The organism is Pseudomonas sp. PB105, from assembly GCF_009764655.1.
GTDB lineage: Bacteria > Pseudomonadota > Gammaproteobacteria > Pseudomonadales > Pseudomonadaceae > Aquipseudomonas > Aquipseudomonas cyclaminis.
Genome location: NZ_RWIO01000093.1, coordinates 277,357 through 288,945 on the forward strand (window position 1 = coordinate 277,357; position 11,589 = coordinate 288,945).

The following is an 11,589-nucleotide window of genomic DNA, read 5'->3' on the forward strand; positions in this document are numbered from 1 at the left end:
TGGCTATAGATTTTTACAAGATGTGAGTACTAGCGGTCGCCCGGAAACACATGGGTGCCTGGCCAGCGCCGCACGGAACGTTGGAAGAACAGGCTGTTGGGCACTTGCACCATCGCGCTGTCAGTCCCGGCCTCTGCGACCTCGACCAACGTGGTGTAGAGCAGGTTGATTGCTACCACACGGCCTTTCACACCCGGCTTGTCGACGGTATCCACCAGCTCGACGATGTCGCCAATGCGGAACGGCCCGACCGTGAAGATCAGGATCGCGCACAGCAGGTTCGACAGCACCGACCACATCGCGAAGAACGCCACGGCGGCAACCGCAACAAACCCCGACAACGCGGTCCACAGCACCGTGGCCGACACGCCCAGGCGACCCAGCACGAAGATCAGCGCACTGCCCATGATCAGCCAGCGCAGGCCGCCGCGCAGTGGCATCAACAGTTGCGGCGGGAACGGGTAGCGCTCACCCAGGCGAGTCAGGCCTTTGGCAACGAAACGCTGGGCGAGGTAAGCGCCCAGCAGGATCAGCAGGATTTGCACACCGATCCACACAGGCTCGACCCATTGCGTCGGGATCGGCAATTGCAACGCTTCCATCAGGACAGCGCCTCCAGCTCCGCTTGCAGGGTTTCGAGCAGTTCGAGGGCTTCCATCCAGGTTTCCTCCAATTGCCCTTCACGCACCTTGAGCTTGGCCTGTTCGGCCAGCAGGTCGCGCAGCTCATCCTTGCGCGCAGCCTCGTACACCGCACTGTCGCCCAGGCTGGCTTCGATCTTGGCCAGGCGCTCGTGCAGCTTGCCCAGCTCGGCTTCCAGCTTGTCGGCTTCGCGCTTGTGCGGTGCCAACTGTTGGCGCAAGGCTGCAGCAGCCTGACGTTGAGCCTTCTTGTCGGTTTTGTCCGGGTTGATCGGCGTGTTGCTGACCGGTGCGTTGCGCAGACGGTAATCCGTCAGCCAGCGTGCGTAGTCATCCAGGTCGCCGTCGAACTCTTCGACTTTGCCATCGGCCACCAGCAGGAAGTTGTCGGTGGTGCTCTTGAGCAAGTGGCGATCGTGAGACACCACCAGTACCGCACCACTGAATTCCTGCAGGGCCATGGTCAGCGCCAGGCGCATTTCCAGGTCAAGGTGGTTGGTGGGCTCATCGAGCAGCAGCAGGTTCGGACGGTCCCAGGCGATCAGCGCCAGCGCCAGGCGCGCCTTTTCACCACCGGAGAAGTTCAGCACCGGCTCATCGATGCGCGCGCCACGGAAGTCGAAACCACCGAGGAAGTCCCGCAGGGTCTGCTCGCGCTCGGTCGGTGCCAGGCGTTGCAGGTGCAGCAGCGGGCTGGCTTTGGAGTCCAGGGAGTCCAACTGATGCTGGGCGAAGTAGCCCACTACCAGGTTCTCACCACGGGTCAGGCGGCCGGCCAGGGGTTGCAGCTCACCTGAAAGGTTCTTGATCAGCGTCGACTTGCCCGCACCGTTAGGGCCGAGCAAACCGATGCGCGCACCTGGCGTGAGCTGCAGCTTGACCTTCTCCAGGATGGTTTTGTCGCCATAACCCAGGCGGGCATCCGAGAGGTCCAACAGGGGGCTGGAGATCTTCACCGATTCGCGGAATACAAAGTCGAACGGCGAATCGACGTGGGCTGCCGACAGTTCTTCCATGCGCTCCAGGGCTTTGATCCGGCTCTGGGCCTGACGGGCCTTGGTGGCCTGGGCCTTGAACCGGGCGATGTAGCTTTCCATGTGCGCACGTTGCGCTTGCTGCTTCTCGAACGCCTGCTGTTGCTGGGCCAGGCGCTCGGCACGGGCACGCTCGAACGCAGTGTAGCCGCCCCGGTAGAGGGTGATTTTCTTCTGTTCGACGTGGGCGATGTTGTCGACCACGGCGTCGAGGAAGTCCCGGTCGTGGGAAATCAGCAGCAAGGTGCCCTGGTAGCTCTTGAGGAAGTCTTCCAGCCACAGGATCGCATCAAGGTCCAAGTGGTTGGTCGGCTCGTCGAGCAGCAAAAGGTCCGAGGGGCACATCAGCGCCTGGGCCAGATTGAGGCGCATGCGCCAGCCGCCGGAGAAGTCGGCGACCGGGCGGTCCATTTGCTCGTTGGTAAAGCCAAGGCCGGCAAGCATCTTGCGGGCGCGGGCATCGGCGGTGTAGCCGTCGGCGCTGTCGAGTTCCGAGTGCAGGCGGGCCTGGGCGGCGCCGTCCTGGGCTTTCTCGGCCTCGGCCAGGTCGTGTTGCACCTGGCGCAGACGCAGGTCGCCATCGAGCACGTAGTCGATCGCGATGCGGTCCAGGGTGTCGATCTCCTGGCGCATATGGGCGATGCGCCAGTCGGCCGGCAGCAGGCAATCCCCGGAATCCGGGGTCAGCTCACCCAGCAACAGGGCAAACAACGTGGATTTGCCGGCGCCGTTGGCACCGATCAGGCCGGCTTTGTGACCGGCGTGCAGGGTCAGCTCGGCGTCTTCGAGAAGACGTTGCGGGCCACGCTGTAATGTTAGGCTTTGAAGTCGGATCATAATGGCGGCGGAGTCTACCAGCTTCGTTGGCCAATGGCTTGGGTGTGAATATGTGTGCTGACCTGTGGAGCTTTGCCCTCTCGACTTACGCCCGTCCGGGTGTGGAGTCGGCGTGTCTGCGTTTGCAGGAACAAGGAGCGGATGTGTGCCTGCTGCTGTGTGGGGCGTGGCTGGAACATCGCGGGGCGGCGCTGACCTGCGAGCGCGTGCAGGCATTGAAACAGATCGCCGGACCCTGGCAGGCACACGTCATCGAACCGTTGCGAAAGGTGCGCGTGCAATGGCGGGTGTTGGCGCAGCGGGATGAACAGCTGTCGGCGTTACGGGAGCGGGTCAAGGCCCTGGAGTTGGAAGCGGAACGCGAGCTGCTGTCACGCCTGGAAGCGCTGGCAAAGACATGGTCGAGCGCAGAAGTGATGGAGCATCAGAAATGGTTGGAAGGACTGGTGGCTGAGGCTGCCACCAACCTTGACCACGACGCGCTGCAACACTTGCGCGTCGTGGCCACCGGCACTTAGGAAGCGCTGGTTGGAGTGGTGCTTGGTGCTGCCGGTGCAGGGGTGCTGCTGGCCGGGGCGCTTGGAGCGGTGGAGGCAGCCGAAGTAGCCGCAGGTGCTGCTGGCTTGGCGGGTGCTGGCTTGGCGGCTGGTTTGGCAGCGACGGTTTTGGCAACTGGCTTGACGGCGGGTTTTGCAGCAGCAGTTTTAGCAGCTGGCTTGGCGGCTGGTTTTGCAGCAGCGGTTTTAGCAGCTGGCTTGGCGGCTGGTTTTGCAGCAGCAGTTTTAGCAGCTGGCTTGGCGGCTGGTTTCGCAGCAGCAGTTTTAGCAGCTGGCTTAGCGGCTGGTTTCGCAGCAGCAGTTTTAGCAGCTGGCTTGGCGGCTGGTTTTGCAGCAGCAGTCTTGGCAACTGGCTTGGCGGCTGGTTTTGCAACAGCAGTTTTAGCAGCCGGTTTGGCGGCCGGTTTTGCAGCGGCAGTCTTGGCAACTGGCTTGGCGGCTGGTTTTGCAGCAGCGGTTTTAGCAGCTGGTTTGGCGGCTGGTTTTGCAGCGGCAGTCTTGGCAACTGGCTTGGCGGCTGGTTTTGCAGCGGCAGTCTTGGCAACTGGCTTGGCGGCTGGCTTTGCAGCAGCGGTTTTAGCAGTTGGCTTGGCGATCGCTTTAGCAGGTGCGCGCGCGCCCAGTGCCTTCGCTACAGCTTCTTTCACACGACCGACGCCCTGGGCCAGTTTCAGGCTTTCCTGAGCATCTTTCTTGAGTTGGGAAATGTAGGCGCGGGTTTCAGCCTGGCGATCCTTGAGGGCGTCCAGCAGGTCCTCAAGTTCTTTGACAGCGTCTTTGGCTTTGGCTTGTGCCTTGGCCTTGCCGGCAGTAGCGGCGCCCTGCAGTTTGGTGCGGGATTTGTGCAGTTTTTCTTGCGCCTTACCGCGTTGTTTTTCCAATTTGGCGAGCAGTTTTTCTGCATCGGCCAACGCTTGGGAGCACGCGTTTTCCAGATGTTCGAGCAGGCTGCTCGACAGTTGTTGGAGTAAGTGCAACGGGGTATTAACAGGCTTCTGTTTGGCCGACATGGTTTACCTCCTGGCTGACGTGGGTGCGGCTCATACTAGCCCTCTGCTCTTACCGCCGCTAGGGCATGTTGACAGTATCGTTTGCCATGCGTTGCACGGTACGAAAATTCTTATTGATATAACGAAAATACGCGGCACTTTTTACCCATTCACACTGGCATAATCCGTCGCACTTCAGGCGGGAGAATGCCCATGTCGCGTTACCTTTTTCTTGTGCTGGGCTTGGCAATTTCCGTGGCCAATGCGAGCGAGCAATCACCTGCCAAAACGGCAGACCAAGACCAGCACGACCTTGCCTACAGCCTTGGCGCCAGCCTCGGTGAACGCCTGCGTCAGGAAGTACCGGACCTGCAGATCCAGGCCTTGATCGACGGCCTCAAGCAAGCCTATCAAGGCAAGCCGCTGGCGCTGGATAATGCACGCATCGAACAGATTCTTGCCCTGCATGAAGCGCAGGCCGAAGCCGACGCTCACGCCCCCAAAAGCGAAAAAGCCCTTGCCGCTGAACAGCAGTTTCTGGCCAAGGAAAAAACCGCGAAAGGGGTGCGCGAATTGGCCGATGGAATCCTGCTCACCGAACTGGCACCTGGCAGCGGTAGCAAGCCCGGCGCGAATGATCAGGTTCAAGTGAAATACGTGGGCCGCTTGCCCGATGGCACGGTCTTCGATCAGAGCACACAGCCCCAGTGGTTTCGCCTGGACAGCGTGATCGACGGCTGGAGCAGCGCGTTGCAACAGATGCCCGTGGGAGCGAAATGGCGCCTGGTGATTCCATCCGCCCAAGCCTATGGCGCCGACGGTGCAGGTGAGTTGATCCCGCCTTACACACCATTGGTATTCGAGATCGAATTGCTCGGCACTCGCCACTGACCCAATAAAAAACGGTGCGCCATGCGCACCGTTTTTCCAACTGCCGTTGAGGATCAAGCCTGAGTGGCTGACTCTTCCTTGTGGGCGTTGTGCAGCACTTCGATCAGGCAGTCTTCCAGTTCGAAACGCTCGTGAAGCAGTGCGCCCAACTCTTTGAATTTTTCGGCAACACACTTACCGGCATCACATAGGTCGGTGAACGCCAGTAACTTCTCGGTGATGACATCGATGCGCGGGTAGATGGTCTCGGCCAGTTCCAGACCACGCTTATCTTCGAAGGCTTCTGCCTCTTTGGTCAGTTGTTCGTAGACGCCAAAATGACCGGCCGACACGTAGTCCACCAGCACTTCACAAAACTCCTGCAACGGCTTGCCATTCTCAGCCAGCGCTTCAGGCTTGGCGCCAAGCGCATCAAAGGAGCGAACCAGTTCGTGACGTGCCTTCAGCCAGCTGTCGATCAGCTTGTGCACCCCACCCCAGCGTTCCTGAGCATTCTGACAACTTTCCAGCATGATGATCTCTCTTCCCTATAGGGGCGCTGCCGCCTGATGCCCACGCAAAACTTCAAGGATCAAGCTGCAGCGGGACAAAGCCGCATCTGACAAACAAACGGTTTTGATAACGCGTGCGGGCCAGATTATGCCCGCACGACTATGGCTTCAAGGTACGCAGGAGAGAAAGTTCATACAAGTGTTTAATCCCGTCCTATAAACCACGACCTTCATTCAGCGCTCTACCTGACGCAATGGACGGCTCAAAAACAGCCGAGAAAACTGTATGGCCCCAAGCGTCAACATGCCCAGGAAGAACAGCAGGCTCCACTCGGGAACGCTCAAGTCAAACAGCGTCCAGCTGATTTCCACACAATCGGCAGTGCCTTCAACCACCAATTTCAATGCCTGCCACATGGACAGATCTTGGACCATATGGCTCATGCTGGGCCAGCAATGGGTCGCCTGATCCGGTGCGGCATTTTGCAGCAGCACCTGGCGCACTGCGGTGATGGCGCCCAACAACGCACACACCATGCTTGCCAGCCCATACAGGTAATAAGTGGAACGCCTGGGGTTGTGGACAACCGCGACCAGATTGACGAGCAGGAATGCGGCCAGAAATACCCGTTGTATCTGGCACAGGAAGCACGGACGCAACGATGCACCGAACTCAAGATAGAAGGACGCGCCCAACGTCAGTGCGCCTGCGAAGAACGCAATAAAAAACAAGGAGCGTGAAGGGGCCAAAGACATGCTTTATCCGCACCGCGAGAGATAGGTGGTTACGGTAGAGGAAAGGCCTGACCGCTTTCAATACGCGATAGAGCAGACAATTCTGTGAGGGCCTAGGGACATCCCGCAAAAGGATGGAAGACTTCGAGCATCCAGGCGTAGGAGTTTGCAATAAAGCGCTCCAGAGCCTACATCCGCAGGACATGAAGGGTTAGCTCTCAGACGAATCCGGGCCAACCCTCTCTCCTTTCCTACATCAAACGCGGGCGGCAACTGGCAGTGGAGACGCCAGCAAGCGGTTATCCAACAAGCCCAGACCTTCCTGAAACAGTTGATTGCTGCGCTCGGTATCACCCAGCTGGGCCAACAACCGCGCCAGCTCGGCACACGCCTCCGGATTGCGCTGCACGTGCAGGCTGCTTTCCAGATAGTCCCGCGCCTTGCCCCAAAGGCTGTTTTGCAGGCACAGACGCCCCAATGTCAGCAGCAGGCTGGCATCACCTGGGTGATCCTTGAGCCACCCCTCGGCAAACTTCAATTGCCGGGCCGGATCACTGCCACGCAGCAGGCCGTAGAGACGAATCAGGTGGCTGTCGTAATCACGCTTGATAGCACTGCGCAACGCCTCCTCCGCCTTGGCATCGGCGCCCAGCTGGCGCAGTTGCTCGGCGTAGGCCAGAACCAACTGCGGCTCCTGGCGCTGGGCCGAAGTGAGTTGTTGCCAGGCCCGTTCAAGGGACTGCAAACCCGCTTCGCCCTGTTCTTCGCGCTGGGCTGCCAGACTCAGGTTCTCACCCCAGGCACGGCGCTCCAGCTCGGCCAGTTCGCTGGCAGGCAGCACTTTGTCCTTGCGCAGTTCCGGCAACAGTCGGATGACCGACGACCAGTCGCCTCGTTGCTGGTGCAGGCGCTGCAATTGGCGCAGCACCTGGGCGTTATGGGGGTGACGCTCGTGCATGGCCTGCAAAGTGATCAGCGCACCATCAGTGTCACCACGGTCCAATTGCAATTGCGCATGGCTCAAAGCGACCGCCAGTTCTGCTTGGGGCTGACGCTCAAGCGCACGCTCCAGCAACCCGTCGGACTCTTCATAACGCCCCAGCTCATTCGCCGCCCGGGCAGCGCCGAGGTAGTAAAGCAGCGGTTGGCGCTCAGCTTCGGCGGCACGGTGCAGATGCCGCTCAGCGCTGGCCCAGCGGCCTTCGGCAAGGTCCATCTGACCCTGCTCGATAGCGATCTGCACACGGCGACTGCGGTTACGCCGAGACCACGGGTTGACCACGCCACCGGAGGTGGTCACCAGGCTCAGCAACACGCGGATCAGGTAGATGGCGAGGCCGATGGCAAACACGGCCACCACGGTCGCCCATAGGCTCGACTCGTAATGCAGCACATGAGGGTAGGTAATCAGCACGTAGCCGGTGTGTTTCGAAATGCCCACAGCGAGTGCCAGGGCGATCGCAATCGCCAGCACCAGGATCACATAGAAACGCTTCATCGGGTCTACTCCTGCTTCGCCGACGAGGCCGCCGGGTTGCCAGCCGCCGCCTTGGCTTCATCAGCAGACAGATGACGACGTTCGAGGTACGCCTGCACTGCGGCCAGGCTCGCCGCCAGATCCGGTGTCACCACCGACACGGCTTTGGGCTCAAGTTCGGCGATACGCGCCAGCATCGCTTTGCTTTGCGGGTTGTCCTGGTTGAAGTTGTCCTGCAACACGCTGCGCGCTTCGCCCAGCGATCGGCTGTACACCGCCGACTCGCCATTGAGCGCCGCCCATTGGGCTTGCTCCAACGCCAGGCTCAGGGCCAGGCGAACTTGGTTCAAGCCCTGGCCGGCAAGCAGCGGCCGGATGTTGTCGTCGGGGTTGAAGTCGATGCGGAAGTAGCGGGAAATCTGTTCCCACCACTGGCTCCAGCGGTTATCCGTATCCGTGCTTGGACGCCCCTGGGAAGCGGGCTCGGTGAGCTGATATTCGGGGGCAATGGCCGCCAGCTGAACAACCTGGTCACGCAAGGCTGCCAATTGCAGGTACAACCCGGTACGGTCCGGCTGCTCGGTACTGCGCAACGCGGCCAGGCTCTTGGCTAATTGTTCACGGGCGGCGTAGGAACCTGGATCGCTCTGCTCGCGAAGAATCTCATCGGCGCCCTGGACCAGCGCTTGGGCACTGTTGATATCTTGCAGGGCGGACAACCGCAGGCTCGCCAGACGGATCAAGTGCTCGGCCTCGGCGAGGCGCCAGTCCTTGCGGCTCGCCCCGAGCACGGTTTCCAGGCGCTGGTTCAGGCGCTGCTGATCACCTTGCAGCTGGGCGACCAGACGGCGGCGCTCTTCCAGTTCGTCCGCACCCGGCAACTGGGCAAGACGTGCAGCCAGTTGCTGCTGGCTTTGCTTGAGGGATTGGGATTGGTCGTCCAGGGTCTGCACCTGACCCAACTGCTGCTGGCTGCTGGCTTGCAGGGCGCGGACCTGCCAGATCCCCCAGCCGCCGGCGGCAACGCCAGCGGCGCCAAGTAGCAGCGCGACAACTGCCAGGCCATTGCCACGGCGCGGCGTGGTGACCGGTGACTCAACCGGCGCATCGAGTGCGGGCTGGGTTTCATCTTTAGGCAAGGCTGTTTCGCTCACGTATCCGTCCTTTGCGTATCAGAGAGTGGGAACGGCATGACTCCGTAACGCCACTAACAAAGCCGCGGCACTCGCGCCGCGACAATCCACAACTTTTTCTGCGCCAGCAGCCCGCGCCATCTCGGCGACGCGTGGGCTGGGCACGAACAACGGCAGCTGTGCCACCTGTGGCCAATGGGAGCCGGCCAAGGCTTGCAGGTGCAAAAAACCCTGCCCACTGCTGACCACCAGCCCGTTCAAGCGTTCCAACTGGATACGTTGCACCAGCACACCGGCGTCATAGTCTGGAAGAAAACGGCGGTACAACTCCAGATAGTCGACACTAGCACCTTGCTCGCGCAAACGCTCCGCCAGCAGCTCTCGACCGCCCTCGCCCCGCAGGATCAACACCCGCGAACCAGGGCGTGCAGCAGCCTCGCGCAACGCCGGCAGCTGAAGCAAGGCCTCGCTGTCGTCGCCGGTTTGGGGATAGTGAACGTTCAGGCCATGATCGGCCAGTACCTGCGCTGTTGCCGCGCCGACGCTGAACCAAGGCATTGGCGGCGCGGGACGAAAAGCCAATTGCTGCACGGCAAGTCGCGCAGCGGGCTTACTCACCACGATCACTGCGCAATAGCGGTCCAGGTCGCGCCATACAGCCAACTGTCCGGGCGTGACGGGTAAAGGCTCAGTGTCGAGCAAGGGCAAGCTGCTGCTGAAAATGCCGGCTTCAGACAACGACACCGCCAGGGCTGTCGACTCCTCGGCAGGCCGCGTCAGCAGCACTCGCCATCCGCTCACTGCGGGCCGGCCTCACCGTAGACTTTTTGCAGGATGGCGCCGGCGCCTTTATCCAGCAGTTCTTCGGCGACCTGGATGCCCAGGGCCGTGGCATCACGCTGCGGCCCGCGCACCTCTGCCGTCAGCAGGGTGCCGCCGTCGGGGTCGCCGACCAGGCCACGCAGCCACAGGCTTTCACCTTCAAGCACGGCGTAGCAGGCGATGGGCACCTGGCAGCCGCCATTGAGGTGTTTGTTCAGGGCACGCTCGGCCGTGACGCGCACTTCGGTATCGTGGTGATCGAGAGGCTTGAGCAGCGCGTGGATTTCACGGTCGGCGGTGCGGCATTCGATGCCCACGGCGCCCTGCCCGCCAGCAGGCAAGCTGTCTTCGACGCTGATGGCCGAGGTGATACGGTCTTCGAAGCCCAGGCGGATCAGACCGGCAGCGGCGAGGATGATCGCGTCATATTCGCCGGCATCCAGCTTGGCCAGACGGGTGTTGACGTTGCCGCGCAAAAAACGGATCTGCAGGTCCGGGCGACGGGTCAGCAACTGGGCCTGGCGACGCAAGCTGGAGGTGCCGACGATACTACCCAGCGGCAGCTCATCCAGGGACGCATAGGTGTTGGAAACGAAGGCATCACGCGGGTCTTCGCGCTCGCAGATACAAAAAAGGCCCAGGCCTTCGGGGAAGTCCATGGGCACGTCTTTCATCGAATGCACTGCGATGTCGGCTTCGTTTTCCAGCAGCGCCGTCTCCAGTTCCTTGACGAACAGGCCCTTGCCACCGATCTTCGACAGCGGCGAGTCGAGCAGCTTGTCGCCGCGACTGACCATGGGCACCAGGGACACCGTGAGGCCGGGATGGGCCTGCTCAAGGCGTGCTTTGACGTATTCGGCCTGCCATAGGGCCAGGGCACTTTTACGGGTGGCGATGCGGATTTCGCGAGAGGACATGGATCAATCCGTACTGGGTAGATACGGCAGATAATAACAGCTCAGGCAAATGCGCTTTGATTTGAATCAGCAAGTGCGGGGCCTCCCTGGCCACATCGCACCGGGATAAGGAATGCAGACCTCGCTGGAGCCCTCGGACTAAAGCTGCTGCATCATTTTGCGCACGCCGGCGACATGGCGTCGGCTGACAATCAACGCATCGCCGTTAAGCCCTTTGAGGAACAACTGGAAGTGCCCAAGGGGTGTGCGTTGCAGGCGCTCGATGCGCTCGCGGGCCACCAGTGCGTTGCGGTGGATACGCACGAAGCGGTCACCGAACTCATCCTCAAGGGCCTTGAGCGGCTCATCGAGCAACACTTCGCCGGCCTCATGTCGCAGGGTCACGTACTTGTGATCGGCAATGAAGTAAACCACCTGGCTCAGCGGAATCAGCTCAATGCCTTTGCGTGTACGTGCGCTGATGTGGCTGCGCGGCCCGTTACCACTTTGGGCGGCAGGCTGGGTCAAGGCGGCCAGTTGAGCGCGGTTGGGGCGCTCGGCTTTCTTCAGGGCCTTGAGCAAGGCGTCGCCAGTCACTGGCTTGATCACAAAGCTGACGCCACTGGCTTCCAGTGTCTGTTCGGCAAACTCTTCCTGCGCGGCGCACAACACCACGGCAGGCGGCGATTCCCGCTCGCTCAGCCGGGCGGCAACTTGCAGGCCATCAAGGCCCGGGATGCGGATATCGAGCAACACCAGGTCCGGCTTGAGGCTGTCGATCAGCGTCAACGCCTCCTCCCCGTTGGAGGCACTCGGCTCAAGGACTGTATAACCCTCAAGCTCACTGACCAAGCGGGTCAGTCGCTCGCGGGCTTGGGGTTCGTCATCAACGATCAGGACATTCATATAGCGCTGGATTCCTGCGTGAGTCTCGCACAAGGATAACGTAGACAGGTGCGGTGACTTGCGTCACAGCGATCCACGCTAAGACTAGCGCGAGCGGCAAAAAGTGCCCCGACAGCGGCACCCATATTTACCCGGACCTGTTCAATAGCGCCCAAAACCTGCTGCCATCGGGCATCGTCG

Annotated in this window: 12 protein-coding genes and 1 pseudogene; 2 read left to right on the forward strand and 11 right to left on the reverse strand. The window is 61.1% G+C overall.

Annotated elements, in window-relative coordinates:
* Positions 1-29 precede the first annotated feature (29 nt).
* The gene (locus EJD88_RS24470; protein ID WP_099585966.1) at positions 30-602 is read right to left on the reverse strand and encodes a mechanosensitive ion channel family protein; all 573 of its coding nucleotides are present in this window, start codon (positions 600-602) and stop codon (positions 30-32) included.
* A complete protein-coding gene (locus EJD88_RS24475) occupies positions 602-2,512 on the reverse strand; it encodes an ATP-binding cassette domain-containing protein (protein WP_099585967.1) in 1,911 nt (636 codons plus the stop codon). The genes EJD88_RS24470 and EJD88_RS24475 overlap by 1 nt, the downstream gene beginning before the upstream one ends.
* A 50-nt stretch (positions 2,513-2,562) precedes the next feature.
* Here EJD88_RS24475 and EJD88_RS24480 point away from each other — a divergent pair, with 50 nt between their 5' ends.
* Positions 2,563-3,030, forward strand: a complete 468-nt coding sequence (locus EJD88_RS24480; RefSeq protein WP_158879214.1) for a TIGR02444 family protein — start codon at positions 2,563-2,565, stop codon at positions 3,028-3,030.
* Here the strand turns inward: EJD88_RS24480 and EJD88_RS24485 are convergent.
* Entirely contained in the window at positions 3,027-4,079 is a 1,053-nt protein-coding gene (locus EJD88_RS24485; RefSeq protein ID WP_158879215.1) for an AlgP family protein, read from the reverse strand. The genes EJD88_RS24480 and EJD88_RS24485 overlap by 4 nt on opposite strands.
* 192 nt (positions 4,080-4,271) lie before the next feature.
* On the opposite strand from EJD88_RS24485, the gene EJD88_RS24490 reads away from it, so the two are divergent.
* Positions 4,272-4,949 carry an FKBP-type peptidyl-prolyl cis-trans isomerase gene (locus EJD88_RS24490; RefSeq protein ID WP_158879216.1) on the forward strand — a complete coding sequence of 226 codons (678 nt, stop codon included), beginning with the start codon at positions 4,272-4,274 and terminating at the stop codon, positions 4,947-4,949.
* A gap of 53 nt (positions 4,950-5,002) precedes the next feature.
* On the opposite strand, the gene rsd is transcribed toward EJD88_RS24490, so the two are convergent.
* The 8 genes and pseudogenes from rsd to EJD88_RS27645 all read right to left on the reverse strand — a co-directional run.
* Positions 5,003-5,461 (reverse strand): sigma D regulator, encoded by a 459-nt coding sequence (gene rsd, locus EJD88_RS24495; RefSeq protein ID WP_158879217.1) that lies wholly within the window; start codon positions 5,459-5,461, stop codon positions 5,003-5,005.
* A 213-nt stretch (positions 5,462-5,674) separates the two neighbouring features.
* Complete coding sequence (locus EJD88_RS24500) at positions 5,675-6,196, reverse strand: disulfide bond formation protein B (RefSeq protein ID WP_158879218.1); 522 nt, start codon at positions 6,194-6,196, stop codon at positions 5,675-5,677.
* A gap of 235 nt (positions 6,197-6,431) precedes the next feature.
* On the reverse strand, positions 6,432-7,673 hold the full coding sequence (locus tag EJD88_RS24505) for a heme biosynthesis protein HemY (protein WP_099585973.1): 1,242 nt from the start codon (positions 7,671-7,673) through the stop codon (positions 6,432-6,434).
* 5 nt (positions 7,674-7,678) lie between these two features.
* Complete coding sequence (locus tag EJD88_RS27340; protein ID WP_160385029.1) at positions 7,679-8,806, reverse strand: uroporphyrinogen-III C-methyltransferase; 1,128 nt, start codon at positions 8,804-8,806, stop codon at positions 7,679-7,681.
* Positions 8,807-8,824: 18 nt separating this feature from the next.
* On the reverse strand, positions 8,825-9,586 hold the full coding sequence (locus EJD88_RS27345; RefSeq protein WP_160385028.1) for a uroporphyrinogen-III synthase: 762 nt from the start codon (positions 9,584-9,586) through the stop codon (positions 8,825-8,827).
* A complete protein-coding gene (gene hemC / locus EJD88_RS24515) occupies positions 9,583-10,524 on the reverse strand; it encodes a hydroxymethylbilane synthase (protein WP_158879219.1) in 942 nt (313 codons plus the stop codon). Before hemC ends, EJD88_RS27345 begins: the two co-directional genes overlap by 4 nt.
* 138 nt (positions 10,525-10,662) lie before the next feature.
* On the reverse strand, positions 10,663-11,409 hold the full coding sequence (locus EJD88_RS24520) for a LytTR family DNA-binding domain-containing protein (protein ID WP_158879220.1): 747 nt from the start codon (positions 11,407-11,409) through the stop codon (positions 10,663-10,665).
* Positions 11,406-11,522, reverse strand: a pseudogene (locus EJD88_RS27645) (sensor histidine kinase); the annotation flags it as partial. The gene EJD88_RS24520 and the pseudogene EJD88_RS27645, both read right to left, overlap by 4 nt.
* Positions 11,523-11,589 lie beyond the last annotated feature (67 nt).